14 protein-coding genes and 2 pseudogenes are annotated in these 16,530 nt (G+C 45.6%); 5 read left to right on the top strand and 11 right to left on the bottom strand.

Annotated features, from left to right (window positions below; genetic code table 11):
• Positions 1 to 85 precede the first annotated feature (85 nt).
• Together R7Q48_RS02210 and R7Q48_RS02205 are read right to left on the bottom strand one after the other, a co-directional pair.
• Complete coding sequence (locus R7Q48_RS02210; RefSeq protein WP_256902748.1) at positions 86 to 1,999, bottom strand: BCCT family transporter; 1,914 nt, start codon at positions 1,997 to 1,999, stop codon at positions 86 to 88.
• 131 nt (positions 2,000 to 2,130) lie between these two features.
• The gene (locus tag R7Q48_RS02205) at positions 2,131 to 2,439 is read right to left on the bottom strand and encodes a TPMT family class I SAM-dependent methyltransferase (RefSeq protein WP_226083206.1); all 309 of its coding nucleotides are present in this window, start codon (positions 2,437 to 2,439) and stop codon (positions 2,131 to 2,133) included.
• Here R7Q48_RS02205 and R7Q48_RS02200 point away from each other — a divergent pair.
• The 3 genes and pseudogenes from R7Q48_RS02200 to R7Q48_RS02190 all read left to right on the top strand — a co-directional run.
• Positions 2,424 to 2,648: pseudogene (locus R7Q48_RS02200) on the top strand (molybdopterin containing oxidoreductase); the annotation flags it as partial. The gene R7Q48_RS02205 and the pseudogene R7Q48_RS02200 overlap by 16 nt on opposite strands.
• 76 nt (positions 2,649 to 2,724) lie before the next feature.
• A pseudogene (locus R7Q48_RS02195) lies at positions 2,725 to 3,344 on the top strand (c-type cytochrome).
• A 117-nt stretch (positions 3,345 to 3,461) separates the two neighbouring features.
• The gene (locus R7Q48_RS02190; RefSeq protein WP_151515674.1) at positions 3,462 to 3,938 is read left to right on the top strand and encodes a hypothetical protein; all 477 of its coding nucleotides are present in this window, start codon (positions 3,462 to 3,464) and stop codon (positions 3,936 to 3,938) included.
• 3 nt (positions 3,939 to 3,941) lie between these two features.
• On the opposite strand, the gene R7Q48_RS02185 is transcribed toward R7Q48_RS02190, so the two are convergent.
• From R7Q48_RS02185 to R7Q48_RS02145, 9 genes are all read right to left on the bottom strand, one after another.
• Entirely contained in the window at positions 3,942 to 4,538 is a 597-nt protein-coding gene (locus R7Q48_RS02185; RefSeq protein WP_256902749.1) for a methyltransferase domain-containing protein, read from the bottom strand.
• A gap of 136 nt (positions 4,539 to 4,674) precedes the next feature.
• On the bottom strand, positions 4,675 to 5,877 hold the full coding sequence (locus tag R7Q48_RS02180) for a phenylacetate--CoA ligase family protein (protein WP_033906431.1): 1,203 nt from the start codon (positions 5,875 to 5,877) through the stop codon (positions 4,675 to 4,677).
• A 9-nt stretch (positions 5,878 to 5,886) separates the two neighbouring features.
• Positions 5,887 to 6,708 (bottom strand): ABC transporter ATP-binding protein, encoded by an 822-nt coding sequence (locus R7Q48_RS02175; RefSeq protein ID WP_017633695.1) that lies wholly within the window; start codon positions 6,706 to 6,708, stop codon positions 5,887 to 5,889.
• 80 nt (positions 6,709 to 6,788) lie between these two features.
• Positions 6,789 to 8,033, bottom strand: a complete 1,245-nt coding sequence (locus R7Q48_RS02170) for an ABC transporter substrate-binding protein (protein ID WP_005373285.1) — start codon at positions 8,031 to 8,033, stop codon at positions 6,789 to 6,791.
• Between the two features lie 45 nt (positions 8,034 to 8,078).
• Positions 8,079 to 9,146, bottom strand: coding sequence for a branched-chain amino acid ABC transporter permease (locus R7Q48_RS02165; RefSeq protein ID WP_005382737.1), 1,068 nt, complete (start codon positions 9,144 to 9,146; stop codon positions 8,079 to 8,081).
• A gap of 11 nt (positions 9,147 to 9,157) precedes the next feature.
• Complete coding sequence (locus R7Q48_RS02160; protein ID WP_005373295.1) at positions 9,158 to 10,051, bottom strand: branched-chain amino acid ABC transporter permease; 894 nt, start codon at positions 10,049 to 10,051, stop codon at positions 9,158 to 9,160.
• A complete protein-coding gene (locus R7Q48_RS02155; protein WP_005373296.1) occupies positions 10,051 to 12,003 on the bottom strand; it encodes a long-chain fatty acid--CoA ligase in 1,953 nt (650 codons plus the stop codon). The genes R7Q48_RS02160 and R7Q48_RS02155 overlap by 1 nt, the downstream gene beginning before the upstream one ends.
• Positions 12,003 to 12,803 carry an ABC transporter ATP-binding protein gene (locus R7Q48_RS02150; protein WP_005373297.1) on the bottom strand — a complete coding sequence of 267 codons (801 nt, stop codon included), beginning with the start codon at positions 12,801 to 12,803 and terminating at the stop codon, positions 12,003 to 12,005. Before R7Q48_RS02150 ends, R7Q48_RS02155 begins: the two co-directional genes overlap by 1 nt.
• A gap of 242 nt (positions 12,804 to 13,045) precedes the next feature.
• Positions 13,046 to 14,683: an electron transfer flavoprotein-ubiquinone oxidoreductase gene (locus R7Q48_RS02145; protein WP_137282725.1), complete on the bottom strand. Its 1,638-nt coding sequence runs from the start codon at positions 14,681 to 14,683 to the stop codon at positions 13,046 to 13,048.
• Between the two features lie 155 nt (positions 14,684 to 14,838).
• Between R7Q48_RS02145 and R7Q48_RS02140 the strand changes: the two genes are divergently transcribed.
• Positions 14,839 to 15,591, top strand: a complete 753-nt coding sequence (locus tag R7Q48_RS02140; RefSeq protein ID WP_005386149.1) for an electron transfer flavoprotein subunit beta/FixA family protein — start codon at positions 14,839 to 14,841, stop codon at positions 15,589 to 15,591.
• Positions 15,588 to 16,514 (top strand): electron transfer flavoprotein subunit alpha/FixB family protein, encoded by a 927-nt coding sequence (locus R7Q48_RS02135; RefSeq protein ID WP_137282726.1) that lies wholly within the window; start codon positions 15,588 to 15,590, stop codon positions 16,512 to 16,514. Before R7Q48_RS02140 ends, R7Q48_RS02135 begins: the two co-directional genes overlap by 4 nt.
• Positions 16,515 to 16,530 lie beyond the last annotated feature (16 nt).

Genomic DNA, 16,530 nt, shown 5'->3' with positions numbered 1-16,530 from the left:
ACACTGACTGAGCAGAATTTTTAACTGTAAGGTATCCACGCAAAAAAAAGAGCCGAGTTTGTACTCGGCTCTTGTGTGTCTATTCTTAAGCCTGCGACGTTGCTAAACCTGCCGACGCGCCGCCTAATAACACATGATTAAATTCCATTCGAGATTCTTGGGCTTGCGCAGACAGTTCTTGTTTCTTCTGTTGAGCCAACTCAAGCGCTTCGGTTAGTTGCTGTAGCTCTGTTTGCATATCTTCTGGTAAATGATGGTCCGAAACCCCAGATTCACAGCTGTGTTCTAAGGCAAATGCGCGAATTCTCTTACGCATGCTCATCAGGGCCGCCATTGCTTCGCGCTCTTCTTCAGCCGCCTGTTGAGCTAAGTCTTTAAAGCGCTCAAATTTCGCCAAAGCCATTCCCTCTGTTGACCAAGGGTCAATTTCCGGCAGTTCTTCAATGTTAATGGTTGGCTCTTCGTATTCTGCTTGATGTTTAATATCTAGGCTCGCCGCGCGGACAAAGGACACCATCAACATCACCGAGATAACTAACAACGGTAAACCTCCCACGATCGCAGCGGTTTGTAATGTCGATAAACCTCCCATGAACATTAGGACGGTTGGCAGAAAAGACAAAGTAAACGCCCAGAACAAACGGTTCCAGCGCATCGGTTCTTCCGTCACATCATTTTGAACCACAGACGCAAGAATGTACGAGATAGAGTCAAACGAAGTCGCCGTAAAAATGATACACAATAGTGTAAAAACACCAATAACGATTGGCCCTAACGGTAATGTGTCTAACGTTGCAAAAATAGCCGCTGGCGCGCCTGATTCGTTGAGGATTGCAATGACATCAAGCTCACCCGTCAATTGCAACGATAAACCATAGTTACCTAAAACAATGAAGAATAAGAAACAACCTAAAGAACCGTAAAATATAGAACCTACGACCATCTGTTTGATCGTTCTTCCACGCGAGATACGCGCAACAAACAATCCCATACAAGGAGCAAAGACCAACCACCATGCCCAGTAGAAAATAGTCCAGTCTTGCGGGAAGTGTGTATCTGTAAACTCACCATAACCACCAAACGGCTCCGCCCAGGTAGCCATAACAAAGAAGTTAGACAACATACGACCAATTGAATCTAAGCCCGTTTCTAACATGAACACGGTTGGCCCAACGGCAAGTATAAAGAGTAACAAGCCCATCGCACCCCAGAAGTTAATGTTACTAAGGAATTTGATCCCCTTCTCAAGCCCTGCATACGCGGAGTAACCAAAAATAGCAGTACAGAGAAGTAATACAGCCACTTGGCTGAAGGTATTGTTTGGAAGACCGAAGATATGATGTAGACCACCATTGATAAGAGGCGCTGCTAAGCCAAGCGTAGTCGCCGCGCCACCCAACATACCAAAAATAAACAACACATCAATAAACTTGCCAATACCACCGTTTGCACGCTTTTCTCCTAATACAGGCATTAACGCACTAGAGATTTTCAAAACAGGTTGTTTGCGTACATAAAAGAAGTAAGCGATAGGCAGAGCAGGAATAAGGTAAATTGACCAAGCAATCGGTCCCCAGTGAAACAGACCATAAGTCGCGGCCCAGCGAATGGCTTCTTCACTGCCTGCTTCCAACTGAAATGGTGGTGATTGATAGTAGTATGCCCACTCGATACACCCCCAATACAGAATACTTGCGCCAATACCTCCACAAAATAGCATTGCAGCCCATGAGGCGTTACCAAATTCTGGTTGCTCGTCGGCTTCACCAAGTTTGATTTGGCCAAGATCGCTGAACACGGTGTAAATCATAAAACACATTGCTGCGATACCCAGTGCGAGGTATAACACACCAAGCTTATCGGTCATGAAAAATTTGGCCGAAGCTATCCAATCCGCACCTTGTGCGGGAAATAAAATTAAGGGTATAACGACGCTGAGTAAAAGAAAGAGTGAGCCTAAGAAGGTAGGCTTATCGATGAGAGAAAATGATTTGTCCATATTATATATCCTTATGTTTTCAAAGGACATGATCTACACTTCTCACAACTTCGCCAATTCACAACACTTATCGTTACCACAAGAATAATTGTCTTTAAAAGATGCATTATGTGACGCTGATTTTGTATTCATTATTTGATGCCATAGCGTTTAAATACGGCAACTTTTCTGCCACACCATCCAGCGCTCCTACCTTTAAAAACCTCAACACTGTTTGCCACCACTGAGGATTCCACAAGCTTAAACGTCGGTTCTAGATAACCCTCCAACTCCCCACTTCGCAAACAAAATGGAGGGAAGCGAGAGTGGTAATCATCATCTATAACGAAACAACCAATTAACAAACCGTCTCTTGTCAGCAATTTATCCACCATAGCAAAGTAATCTGGCCACTGGTCTCTCGGTAGTGCAGCGAGAAAGGATTGATTTTGGCGCAACATGAATGGATGCCGAACTCGCAGCCCCAGCCAATGACAGCGCTTGGCAGACGTTCAACGCCAAAGTGACATTCCCCCAAGCGGGCTACTACGAAGTTGGGGCAAAGGCGACTGATGACCAAGAGGTGGGCCAACCTTTTGCTATCACATGGAACCCGAAAGGTTACCTCAACAACACCTTCCACCGAATCGCGCTGATTGTTAAGGGTTAAACATGAAGGGGGAATAACAGTGAAAGCAACATCCTTAAATAAGCGGGTTTTCCCGCTCTCGTTTACTTTTCTCGCGCTGTTAAGTTACTCAGCCTTAGCAAACAATGACGAGTTGATAGCCGCAGGCGAACAGCAAGCGATGGTGTGTAAAGCTTGTCACCAGTTTGAAAAATGGAGGAAGTGCTTGTGGGGCTGCCTCTTTGGGGCTTAGCAGAGCGTGATATTGCCGGCTTTACAGGCTTCAATTACAGCGAAGCCATCAAACAGCATCAAGGTCAATGGGACGCAGAAAAACTGGATGCTTTTTTTGGCGTCACCACCGGAGTTTGCTCCGGGCACAAACATGGTCTTTCCCGGCGTAAAAGACCCGGGTGCGCGAGCCGCAATCATTGCATGGCTAGCAACCCAAAACCCTACACGCCACCAGATTGGAATACTGCTTCATCTGAAATGGAGGTCAAATCAGCTGGTGATGGGATATTAGCGCCAGGAGAGAATATGGAACTCGTCGCGGCAGTCTGCTCAGCCTGTCATTCGTTACACATGGTCACACAACAATGACTAAGCCGCCAACGATGAGATGAAACCTTAGACTGGATGATTGAAGAGCAAGGGATGGATGAACTGCCGGGTGATAATCGCGAAGCCATTCTGAAATACCTTTCGACCTATTATGGGGGTAACTCCCGCCTTTAAAACTAACGCTTATTGATATTTTACATACGTATTCTTTCTGTGTGAGTATCCCCTCAACAGGAATAGAGTGAAGTAACCTCTGTTATTTCACAGTATGTATCGATGAGGTTTAAAAGATTGAAGGCAGAAGAGTTTTTTGACAACCATTACCTTTCTATTTGGGTTTTTCTTGTTGGCGTGGCAGTCATTACCTTGATTATGATGGGAGGCGGCATGGCAGTAACGTTGCTGGCAATATTGATTGACCAGTCGTCTGAGCACTTAACTACTGATACTTTCTTGGCTCTAAACTTTTCTTTTGCTGGGGTCATGACTCTACTGCTTGTTATCCCAAACATGATGATTGTTAGAGGCAAACCTAAAGCGGCAGAAATCAACTTAATCAATATTTACTTTCAGTTCCTTGTTTACGCTCTTGGCCTATTCCTTCTTGAAGATGAACATAAACTTTTTTTTGTTAGTTTTGTACTTTTTCCTATTATCGCTCTCTGGCTCATGGCATCGACCAAATATCATACATTTGTGACTTACTTTTCAGCGATTAAAAAAGAACCAGACAGTTTCCGCGAATACTTTCTAAAGAAGTCTCAGTGACGACTAACACTTCTGCCACACCATCCATTGCTCTCTGCCTTTAAAAACCTCAACACTGTTTGCCACCACTGAGGACTTCACAAGTTCAAACGTGGGCTCTAGAAAAGATGCCAGTTCCCCACTTCGCAAACAAAATGGAGGGAAGCGAGAGTGGTAATCATCATCTATAACGAAATAACCAATTAACAAACCGTCTCTTGGCAGCAATTTATCCACCATAGAGAAATATTCTGACCACATGTCTCTCGGTAGTGCTGCGAGAAAGGCCCGCTCGTAAATGACATCAAACGATTGAGAAAAATCGGCATTAAATACATCACCCAATACGACTTTATCTTTGTAGTTACCTAACGTTGATTGCGCCATTTTTACCGCTTCTTGGCTGTAATCCATCGCGATCACGTCATGCCCATATTGAATAAAAGTGCTCAGTTCATAAGCGGCACCACACCCAGGAATAAACACTGAATGGCCTACATGAAGTGAATTGTCGAGATAGTCCTTGAGTTCTTGAGGTGTCGATTGGGCATCCCAAGGCATAGTGCCTCGGATAAACAAATCATCCCAGAATTGTGTGTTAATCATTGGTGCCTGTTTCATTTACCCGCTCCCTGATTGCGGTAGTAAAAAATAAAGGGATACGCAGCGCAATGTGGTATCCCTTTTCTAGCCTTTTGTCTGAAGTTGTTAGTTTTTTATGACAACCACTTTCTACTGCACTTATGCCACCAATGAGTTAACTGCGAAGATCATTGATTAACGGCTGCTCCGCTTGGTTCGGTACAAACTGGACATTGCCTTTCAGTTTAGTGACAGACTGGAGTGTTGCTTGAATGTCCTCTGCTGATACATGCACATCATGACAACAGAAAGTAATGGCATCGTTGAAGCCATCGCGCTCAATTTTCAAGGAGCCTTTAATATCGTGGCGACGACAGACTTCTTGGATCTGATGCGGATAAACAAACAGCCCTTTTACTTTCACCGCGGAGTCTGCTCGTCCCATCCAGCCCTTAATTCGTGCATTCGTGCGTGAAGAATCAGAACTTGTCTCTAGATATGCCGATAAATCTCCCGTTGCGTAGCGAATCAGCGGGAACTTCTCATCAAGCGAGGTTACAACGACTTCACCGACTTCTCCCGGTTGTACAGGAACACCATCAGGATCAACGATTTCAACAATAATATCTTCGGCAATCACTAATCCTTGTTCACCAGACACTTGATAAGCAATCAAACCAAGCTCTGCACTTGCGTAGGCTTGAAAGACTGCAATGCCTTTTTCCTCAAACATCTGTTCCATGTCTGCTGTAACCGCTTCACCAGAGACCAGAGCTTTCTCAAAGCTAGGCAGCTCATTGTATTTCTCTTGGTACTTTTGTAGCAACGTCAGCAAATACGAAGGTGTACCAGTGTAACCATTAGGTTGAAGCTGTTTAATTGCCTCTATTTGCGCTTCGGTATTGCCTACTCCAGCCGGAAATACCGCACAGCCACAAGCCCTTGCGCCACCATCCATAATAAATCCGCCAGGAGAGAAATGGTAAGAGAGCGTGTTATGCACTAAATCACCCGCACAGAACCCAGCAGCGTGAAACGCGCGCCCCATACGCCAGAAATCGGCCTCATCCGTTTGAGCCTCATACAACGGCCCAGGAGATTGGAATACGCGCGCCATTTGACCAATGGCAACGCTATTTAAGCCACCAAACGGCGGTTTAAGTTGCTGCTGATTAGGTACATTGAACTTACGTGTAATCGGGAACTGAGCAAGCCCTTCACGATTGTTTGCCAATGTAGGATCTAACTCAGAAAAATGCGCTGCGTAATGTTCGCTATTGGCTTTCGAATTCTCAATCAGTGCTGGCAAACGTTGAAACAGCGACTCTTCTCGCGCCTGTAGAGACAACGATTCTTTCGCATCAAATAGTTCGTTCATCCTTGCTCCTTACAACCAACGCTTACGACGTTTGTAAGATTTCAGATTCTTAAAGCTCTTGCGATCTTCATCGCCGCCGCCAAGGTAGAATTCTTTTACGTCTTCATTGTTTAGCAATTCGTGCTTGCTGCCATCTAGTACGATTTTGCCTGATTCCATGATGTAACCGTAATCGGCCGCTTGAAGAGCGAAGTTGGCATTCTGTTCAACCAAAAGCATGGTAATACCTTGCTCTTTGTTGATCTTGTTAATAATGCTGAATACTTCTTTAACTAGCAGTGGAGAAAGCCCCATAGACGGTTCGTCCAACAAAATCATCTTCGGTCGAGCCATTAACGCTCGGCCAATCGCTAACATTTGTTGCTCACCGCCAGACAAATAGCCCGCCAGGCCAGTGCGCTCTTTGAGTCGCGGGAAATAGTCAAACACCATTTCGATGTCTTGTTCAACTTCGTTGTCAGAGCGTGTATAAGCGCCTAAGCGAAGATTTTCTATTACCGTCATATCTTCAACAATTCGGCGCCCTTCCATAACTTGGAAGATGCCCGAACGGACGATCTCTTCCGGGCTTTTGTTGTCTATACGCTCGCCCATGAAGTTGATTTCGCCGCGCGTCACTTCACCATCTTCGGTTTTCAATAAACCAGAAATGGCTTTCAACGTTGTGGATTTACCCGCACCGTTGGCGCCCAGTAAGGTCACAATCTGCCCTTTTGGAACTTCTAAACTCACACCGCGAAGTACTAGTATTACTTCGTCGTAGACGACTTCAATGTTGTTCACTGAAAGCAGTATTTCTGCCGGTTCGATATTCGTTGCTAATTCAGCCATCAAACTACTCCTTGCTAGGGTGAGAGTGTTCTCTCACCCATCCTTATTTTCAGTAAGCTTTGTTATTAATAAGTCGTAGATTAGTAACCTAGCCAATCGTCACGACGTGACAATGTCACCTGAGATACTTTCTTAATATCAACTGCGCCGCCATCGTTGTTGCCCATAAAGACGTTCACGGTTGTTGTGCCTCGGTGATCTTCCGGTTTCCAGTTCGCAGGGACACAAACACCTTCTAAGCCTTGTGGTACCCAGTTGTCATGGACATACATGCCCTTCTTGATGTTTTCACCTGTGATGCCACCGTTGTCTTTCGCCCACTCCATTGCTTCTTTCATATAGAACGCAGAACAAATACCGCGAATGTAATGGTGAGTTCTGAATTCGCCCGGCTCTGATTCAGACTGCTTAGAAATCTCACGGACCAGTTTCATGCCTTCATTATCATCTCCCCAAAACGCTGTCATACCTGGGAAAACGTAATCTTTAAGGCCATCGCCTGCTGCTTCAAGCACTGGCTTATCGCCGCCCCAAATGTTTGCCATGTACTGGAACTCTGTCCCAACCGTGTTACAAGACTTCACTAGTGAGATAACCGAGCTACCGATATTAGCAATGTAACCGTAGTTGGTGCCTGACTCTTTCAGCGACAAACATTGCGCTTTGAAGTCCCCTGGTTTTAGTGACACAACGACTGGGTTTTGCACATCAAAACCAAGCTCTTTGGCGTACTCTGCACACGCTTCTTTTGGCGCATTCGGGAATGGATGGTTATCGCCAATGTGCGTAAATTTCGGCGCACCTTGATTGCCCTTAGATTCCCAATCTTCTTTCGCCCACTTAACTAGCGCACGGCACGCATCTGAGTACGACGCACCATAAAAGAAATTATAAGGCGCTGGTTTCGCGGTTTTTGGGTTTTTGCCAGTTGGGTCAGTTAAGTGACCAGAGTAAGAAGCAGAGAACACCGGCACTTTGTCTTTGGTAACAAACGAAATAAGTGCTTCGGTATCCGCCGTACCCCAACCTTGCAGCGCAACCATGTCTTTACGCGCCACCCAACGTTTATAGTTGGAAATCGCCACTGGTACTTTGTACGCCATGTCTACTGTTTCAAATTCGAGCTCGGTACCGTTAATGCCACCGTTTTGGTTAATCCAACGCAATGCGTCTCGCACGCCAGAACCATAAGGCTTGCTTACATAGGCAGTTGGTCCAGAAAAGTCGACTAATTGCCCGACAAACACAGAATCTTTTGCCCAAGTTGCGGTAGTAAACAGTGCAGATGACAGCACCAACGTTGTCGCTAAATGTCCTTTGTTCATAACTCGTTGTCCTTGTTATTGAGGTATATTCCACTTAATTCCACGTTAATATGAGAACGGATAGTGTTTCCAATATGCTCGAATCTGTTGCCAGCGATGCGATAATCCTTGAGGTTCGAAAATGAGGAACAGCATGATGACTAAACCAATCGCCATCTCTTTGAAGTAAGCCAGACCATCAGTGAAAGCGGTGGTATCACCAAACGCTGAAAGCCCCGTTACACCAAACTCTAAAACTTCAGGCAGAAGTACGATAAATATCGTCCCCATCAATGTGCCTTTGACTGAGCCTAAGCCACCAATGATGATCATTGCCAAGAACTGGATAGACATCATGATAGTGAAGCCTTCTGCTGATACAAACCCTAGATAATGTCCGTAGAGTGCACCCCCGATGCCCGCATAGAATGCACACACTCCAAATGAGAGCAGACGATACTTGGTTAGGTTGATGCCCATGATCTCTGCTGACAGATAGTGATCTCGTACTGAGACAAACGCGCGACCGTCACGAGAACGGATTAAGTTTGATGCCCACATATACATGAAGATCAGCGCAAACAGAGCGATGTAGAAGAAGCTTTCGTCAGTCGTAAACTCAAAGCCAAACAAATTAATTGGGTTCGCGCTTGCACCGTATGAGCCGCCACTGAACCAATCTGCGCGAGCAAAGAAGTCCTCTAGAATAAACTGCGCCGCCAACGTTGCGATAGCTAGATATAAACCTTTAATTCGAGCCGCTGGCAGACCAAACAGCATCCCCACAATCATGGTTAAGTAACCCGCGAGCGGAATCGCAAACACGACTGGAATGTTAAACTGGTTATTTAGCCAAGCCGATGCAAAGGCGCCAAAGCCAAAGAACGCACCGTGACCTAGCGAGATTTGTCCGGTAAAACCAACCAAAATGTTTAAGCCCAATGCCGCGATACCGAGGTATGCAATCTGAATAAACAGGTTTAGGAAGTAAATATCCAAGACCAGCGGTGCTGCCAGCATGGCGATGACACCTGCAATCGCAAGGCTTCTGATGGTTTTGGTTTCAAAAATTGGCGTATCGCTTTTGTATGTGGTTCGAAAATCCCCACATGGGCGCATGCTAAGTTGAGCCATGTTATTTCTCCTTAAATACGCTCAATATCTTTGGTACCAAACAGGCCATATGGCTTGAAGGCAAGAATGATTAACAGCACATAGAATGGTGCGATGTTGTACAGGTTACCCACTTGCAGGTATTGGCTATCAAAAAACTCAGCCAAGTTTTCTAGCACCCCGATGGTAATACCACCGACAATTGCGCCGACTACCGAATCTAAGCCACCTAAAATAACGGCTGGGAAAACTTTGATACCAATAATGGATAGCGCGTCAGATACGCCGTTAACGATACCGATAACAATCCCTGCTGTTGCAGATACCATTGCCGAAATGGCCCAACTGATGGCGAACACTTTCTTGATGGAAATGCCAAGACTCTGGGCTACTTGCTGGTTGAATGCCGTTGCGCGCATTGCCAGACCCATTTTGCTGAATTTGAAGAACCAGTAGAACGCGCCCATGATGAGCATTGAGAAGATCAAGCTCAGAATGTAAGCAAACTCAACATTCAAACCTCCGATATTCACCACGTTGGTTTCGAACACTTGCGGGTACGACACAGCAGAGACGCCGAATATCCACTTCATCAGTGCTTGGAAAAACATCGATAGACCAATGGTCACCATGATCACAGAGATAATCGGTTCACCAATCAACGGTCTGAGCACAATGGTTTGCACGGCGATACCAAAAATCATCATGAACGCGAGCGTGAGTAAAAAGCCAATAAAAAACGGTAACTGTAGGTGTACCAATGCCGCCCAACATACCCATGCGCCAATCAACAAGAACTCCCCCTGAGCAAAGTTGACCACCTGGGTCGATTTGTAGATCAATACAAAGCACATGGCGACAACGCCATACAACATGCCAACGATCACGCCATTAATGACGAGTTGCAGTAATAAATCCGTATTCACTATGCGATCCTCCGTTGTTCGCTATCCACTAGTGTTGGCTCATGCTCAATAAGCGTTTCAATAACTAGCGACGTTTGAATGCGTGTTTTAGTGCCATCTTGATAAGTGATCACCGTATCGACATCGACTTTTGGATCGTCGCTGTAGATGGTTTCGATGATGTCTCCGTATTTCTCTGCAACCACACCACGGCGTACTTTACGTGTGCGAGTTAGCTCTCCATCGTCGGCATCCAACTCTTTGTAAAGTAGAATGAATTTGCTGATCTTCTGTGCATCCGGTAGGGATTCGTTCACTTTTTGAACTTCTTCACGAATCGCTTGGTACACTTCTGGTTGAGCAGATAAGTTGGTGTAGTTGGTAAATGCCAAGCCGCGTTGCTCTGCCCACTTCGCGACGATCGCATAGCGAATACAGATGATGGCAGACAGCCAAGGTCGACCTTTACCTACCACCACGGCTTCTGCAATAAACGGCGAGAACTTGAGTTTGTTTTCGATAAACTGTGGCGAATAACGGTCGCCATGGCTGGTTTCCGACATATCTTTCAGACGATCAATCACCACCAAGTGACCGGAATCTTTAAAATAGCCCGCATCGCCTGTGTGCATCCAACCATCTTGAACATCTTCATCATATGCTGCTTGGTTGTTTAAGTAGCCAGTAAACATGCCTGTACTTTTCGCGATGATTTCACCAACGCCATTGCTGTCCGGGTTGATGACTTTCACTTCTGCATTATCAAACGCAACACCAACGGAATCGTAATCCACATCATCCGCTTGGTGCACGGTGTATGCGCCACACATTTCGGTCTGACCATAAAGCTGCTTAAGTGGCACACCAATAGCTTGTAGGTAACGGAAAGTATCCGGTCCCATCGCCGCACCGCCGGTTGCCGCAGATGTCAGGTTCGAAAACCCTAAACGGTCACGCAGAGCACGCAGAAGAATCCATTCAGCCAACTTAGAGCGTTTGCCCTGCTCCAGCGCTTTGTTGGCTAAGCTCATGCCCAGTTTGTACATCTTTTGCTTAAACGGTGTCGAATCCATCATTCGTGCAGACACGTCTGCCACAATGTTTTCCCACACACGTGGCGCTAACAGCACAAAGTTTGGACCGATTTCACGCAAGTCGGACATCATGGTTTCTTGTTCTTCCACAAAGTTAACGATTTGACGAGAAATCAACGCCTGACCAACCACGTAAACCTGCTCCATAATCCAAGGCAAAGGCAGAACAGAAACATAGTTGTCGCCTGGGGAACGAGGGTCTGCACGCAAGTAAGCCGCACAGTGATCCAAGAACGTGCCACTGTGTAGCTGAGCCAATTTTGGTTTAGAAGTCGTACCCGACGTAGTACAAAGAATTGAAAGATCGCTGCCTTTGGTTTCAACAACCATATTGAGATATTTGTCTGGGTCCGCTTTATCAATCAGCTGACCTTTTTTGTAGACCTGTTCAACATCAATTAATCTTGGATCATCGTATTTACGCATTCCACGAGGATCGCAGTAAATAATGTATTCAACGCTAGGAATTTCATCACCAAGCTCAAGCAGCTTGTCGCATTGCTCTTCATCTTCGGCAATCACGACTTTTGCTTTTGCATAGTTGATAAGGTACGCCACCTCTTCGTGCATAGAATCTTGATAGATGCCCAGCGAGAAACCTTTGATCGCATGTGCCGCTAACTCGCCCCATACCCATTCAGGGCGGTTATCACCTAGCAAACCAACGACATCTTGCTCACCAATACCCAAATCTCGTAGTGCCAGTGCCATCCACTTGACGCGGTTTTCATAATCCTTCCAAGTGAACTCTCGCCATATACCAAACTCCTTTTCACGCATTGCGACTTGTTCGGGCCAGTTCTTGGCATTGTGTTGCAACACTTTTGGAAAGGTATCTAAGCGGGTTATATCTGCCCAATCATTATGTTGCTGTGCCATTATGCACTCTCCTCTAATGTCGGTAACTCTTCGCCTAAGTACGCTTGTTTCACATGTGGGTTGGCCATCACTTCTTCAGGCTCACCCGTAGCAATGTGTTTACCGAAATCCAAAACCAAAACGCGATTAGAGATGTCCATGACCACGCCCATGTCGTGCTCAATCATGATGATCGTGATATCTAATTCTTCATTCAGATCCATGATGTAACGTGCCATGTCTTCCTTTTCTTCCAAGTTCATTCCTGCCATTGGTTCATCAAGCAGCAATAACTTAGGTTTTAAGGCAATGGCACGAGCAAGCTCTACACGTTTACGTAATCCGTAAGATAGCGTGCCTGCAGTCGCTTTTCGGATGTGCTGGATTTCTAGAAAATCGATCACGTCTTCCACATATTTGCGGTGCGCCATCTCTTCTTTCTGCGCATTAGAGAACCAATAGAGTGGCCCCGTGACGAAGTTGTTTTTTAGTAGGTGGTGTCGGCCAACCATGATGTTGTCCAGTACCGACATGTGAGAAAAGAGCGCTAAGTTTTGGAAGGTTCTTCCCAACCCTAACTCAGCTCGTTGGCTAGGTGTCCGTTTAGTTACATCATCTCCAGCGAAGATTACAGAGCCTTTGTTTGGTGTGTATCGACCAGAGATGCAATTGAGCATTGAGGTTTTACCTGCACCGTTTGGGCCAATGATTGAAAAAATTTCCTTTTCATTCACATGGAAGCTCACGTCAGTTAAAGCTTTCACCCCACCAAAAGCCAATGAAATATCGTTTACCTGCAACAGAGGCGATTCCGATACCATAGTTGATCTCCCTTTCGTTATTTTAAGTGCGTTCCATTGAGCACTATTTGATCAAACCTAACTTTGATACTGGTAACCGCTTTTACACCTATGCATCAACTTTGTATTCAGTTTACGTAAACGTCAATTTAAAATCAGAATAGTGCCTGAAAGATTAAGTTGCAATCGAGTTCATCGAGAAAGATTTGAACTAACGCAAACTTTAAGTAAATAAATTGTTAATAAAAATTATTCTCAAACGCTTACATATTTGGATAGTTCGGACCACCACCACCTTCTGGTGGAGTCCAGGTAATATTTTGACTTGGATCTTTGATGTCGCAGGTCTTACAGTGGATACAGTTGGCCGCATTTATTTGAAGCTCTGGCTGCTGCTCCCCCTGTACGATTTCATACACGCCAGCCGGACAATAGCGCTGTGCTGGCTCTGCATATAATTCAAGGTTCTGCTCAATAGGAATCCGCTGGTTCTCCAGTCGTAAGTGGCATGGTTGATCTTCCTCATGGAAGATATTGGATAGATAAACAGAAGAGAGGCGATCGAAACTTAACACGCCATCAGGCTTCGGATAGACAATTTCATTGCTGTTTTCCGCCAATAACAGAGACTGATGATCAGGCTTATCACAGCGGATATGCCACTTAGCTTTGCCTTTTAATACGTTATGTTCCAGCAGCGCTAAACCACCGCCCAGCCACGATCCAAAGCGGTGAATACCACTTGAGAAGTTACGTGCTTGATAAAGCTCTTCATACAGCCAAGACTGTTTGAAATGCTTTTGATAATCAGCAGTAACTGACTGACTCTCAAGGGCTTCACATACTGCTTCAGCGGCAAGCATGCCAGATTTCATTGCGGTGTGTGTGCCTTTGATTTTAGCGCCGTTAAGTGTTCCTGCATCACAGCCAATTAACAAGCCACCAGCAAACTGCTGCGTGGGAAGCGAATGAAAGCCGCCCTTGGTGATCGCTCTCGCGCCATAGCTAATACGCTTCCCATTTTTGAGGTATTGCTCAATCAACGGGTGGTGTTTAAAACGTTGAAACTCATCAAATGGACTCAAGTGCGGATTCTTATAATTCAAGTCAACAATCAACCCGACGGCAACTTGGTTTCCCTCTAAATGGTAGAGATAACTGCCACCTGTGGCTTCGTTTGATAACGGCCAGCCTAATCCGTGCACTACTAAACCTTGCTGATGCTGCTCTGATGGGATTTCCCACAGCTCTTTAAAACCGATAGCGTAATGTTGAGGAGTTTTCTCTTCAGCAAGATTAAATCGGTTAATCAACTGCTTACCAATATGCCCCCGTGCGCCTTCAGCAAATAAAGTAAACTTCGCTCGCAGTTCAATACCAGGTTCGAAATTTCCTTTTTGTTCACCATTTTTATCTAATCCCATATCGCCCGTGATCACGCCACAAACACGACTATCTTCATCGATGATCGCTTGACTGGCGGTAAAACCTGGGTAGACCTCCACCCCCAAGTTCTCAGCCTGCAACGCCATCCATCGGCATAGACTGCCCAAACTTATGATGTAATTACCTTTGTTATGTAACGTATTAGGCATCGCCCAAGAAGGCAGTTCATGACCATTGATTTCATTGCCTAGATAGTAGGTTTTATCTTGGTTTACTTTGGTATTGAGCGGAGCGCCTTTCTCTTCCCAGTCGGGAAAAAGCTCATCCAAACTTCGCGTTTCAAATACCGCGCCCGATAAAATATGCGCTCCAACTTCAGAGCCTTTTTCTACCACGCAAACAGAGAGGTCTTGTTCTTTTTCTGCTGCTAATTGTTTGATTCGGCATGCCGCAGACAAGCCTGCGGGACCTGCGCCTACAATCAGAACATCAAATTCCATGCAGTCTCTTTCCATGATTGCATTCCTTTTTCTTTGCATGTTGCCAACTTGTTAATCAACAATATATTTAAAGTTGACGCAAACGTAAAGGTAAATTAACATCATTTTAAAGACGTCATCACATCGTCTTCACTGTTAACACATAGTCTTCACTGTAAAAGGAATCTAACGTGAAAATACTAGTGCCAATCAAAAGGGTCATTGATCCCTACGTTAAAGTTCGCGTGAAAGCGGACCATAGCGATGTTGAAACCAATAACGTCAAGATGACGATTAATCCATTTTGCGAAATAGCCGTTGAAGAAGCCGTACGACTAAAGGAGCAAGGTATTGCAGATGAAGTCATCGTTGTCAGTGCCGGCGGTAGCCAGTGTCAGGAGCAACTACGTACCGCGCTTGCATTAGGCGCCGATCGCGCTATTCATGTCGATACTGAAGACAAAATAGAGCCATTGGTCGTCGCTAAGCTGCTCAAAGCTCTAGTTGAGCAAGAACAAGCACAGCTTGTGATTACGGGTAAACAATCCATTGATACTGACAACAACCAAGTGGCTCAGATGCTGGCCGCCCTACTTGACTGGCCTCAAGCAACTTTCGCTTCCGACGTGAAGATTGAAGATCAAAAAGTTCAGGTCGTGAGAGAAGTGGACGGCGGCTTGATGACGGTCGCGATGAACTTACCTGCGGTGATCAGTACTGACTTACGCCTGAATGAACCGCGTTTTGCCTCTTTGCCTAATATCATGAAAGCTAAGCGCAAGCCGTTAGATACCATCACACCTGACAGTCTGGGTGTTGAAGTGGTATTTAGCCAAACCATTCAAGAAGTCACACCGCCAGCGCAAAGAAAAGGTGGCATCAAGGTTGAATCTGTCTCAGAGCTTCTCGATAAGCTGCGTAACGAAGCGAAGGTGATTTCATGAAGAACTTAATCATAGCAGAGCATGACAATAACCAATTGCATGCGGACACACTCAAAGTGGTTAATGCAGCAAAACAAGTCAGCCAAGACAATGTTTTGATCGTAGTGGGCCACCAGTGTGAAGAAGTCGCTCAGCAAGCTTGTCGCGTTGATGGTATATCAAACGTAATTTGTGTCGATGATGAGCAACTTAAGCATCAATTTGCCGAGAGTATCGCACCTACTGTAGTGAGTATTGCTGAAGGTTTTGACGCAATCTGGGCTAGCTCATCATCAAAAGGGAAAGATCTTGCACCGCGAGTAGCAGCGAAGTTCGGCGTTGGGCAAATTTCCGATATTGTCCAAGTTATCGATGAAAACACTTTTATCCGCCCTATTTACGCAGGAAACGCATTTGCCAAAGTGACCACCAGCGACAAGGTTCGCGTCATCACCGTGCGCGCGTCTGCGTTTGAGCCGGTTACTTGTCACAACCAAGCTGATATTAAGCATCAGCAGGTCACTATCTCAGCTCCAATGATTGAATTGGTTTCTGTCGATAAAACCGTGTCAGAACGTCCTGAATTAAGCGCGGCAGAGGTGGTTGTGTCAGGTGGACGCGGGGTCGGTAGCAAAGAGAACTTCGCGTTGATCGAACAAGTTGCCGATAAACTAGGTGCTGCCATTGGCGCTTCTCGCGCGGCGGTTGATGCCGGGTTTGTTGCCAACGACTTACAAGTGGGTCAAACCGGTAAAATCGTTGCACCTAAGCTTTATATAGCGGTTGGGATTTCCGGTGCCATCCAGCATCTTGCAGGAATGAAGGAATCCAAAGTGATTGTCGCGATCAACAAAGATCCAGAATCTCCTATCTTTGAAGTTGCCGACTATGGATTGGTTGGTGATTTATTCGAGGTACTACCTCAGCTTGCCGAACAACTTTAAACGATCAGATAAGGGG

This window comes from Vibrio sp. 378 (assembly GCF_033339435.1).
Note: the sequence above shows the minus strand (reverse complement) of the source record. Positions and strands in the feature narration are given on the sequence as shown.

Excerpts from the sequence above, each read along its gene's own strand:
- R7Q48_RS02165 (WP_005382737.1), bottom strand. The coding sequence starts at position 9,146 with ATGGCTCAACTTAGCATGCGCCCATGTGGGGATTTTCGAACCACATAC.
- R7Q48_RS02180 (WP_033906431.1), bottom strand. The coding sequence starts at position 5,877 with ATGAACGAACTATTTGATGCGAAAGAATCGTTGTCTCTACAGGCGCGA.
- R7Q48_RS02155 (WP_005373296.1), bottom strand. The coding sequence starts at position 12,003 with ATGGCACAGCAACATAATGATTGGGCAGATATAACCCGCTTAGATACC.
- R7Q48_RS02205 (WP_226083206.1), bottom strand. The coding sequence starts at position 2,439 with ATGTTGCGCCAAAATCAATCCTTTCTCGCTGCACTACCGAGAGACCAG.
- R7Q48_RS02150 (WP_005373297.1), bottom strand. The coding sequence starts at position 12,803 with ATGGTATCGGAATCGCCTCTGTTGCAGGTAAACGATATTTCATTGGCT.
- R7Q48_RS02135 (WP_137282726.1), top strand. The coding sequence starts at position 15,588 with ATGAAGAACTTAATCATAGCAGAGCATGACAATAACCAATTGCATGCG.
- R7Q48_RS02175 (WP_017633695.1), bottom strand. The coding sequence starts at position 6,708 with ATGGCTGAATTAGCAACGAATATCGAACCGGCAGAAATACTGCTTTCA.
- R7Q48_RS02170 (WP_005373285.1), bottom strand. The coding sequence starts at position 8,033 with ATGAACAAAGGACATTTAGCGACAACGTTGGTGCTGTCATCTGCACTG.
- R7Q48_RS02145 (WP_137282725.1), bottom strand. The coding sequence starts at position 14,683 with ATGGAAAGAGACTGCATGGAATTTGATGTTCTGATTGTAGGCGCAGGT.
- R7Q48_RS02210 (WP_256902748.1), bottom strand. The coding sequence starts at position 1,999 with ATGGACAAATCATTTTCTCTCATCGATAAGCCTACCTTCTTAGGCTCA.
- R7Q48_RS02185 (WP_256902749.1), bottom strand. The coding sequence starts at position 4,538 with ATGAAACAGGCACCAATGATTAACACACAATTCTGGGATGATTTGTTT.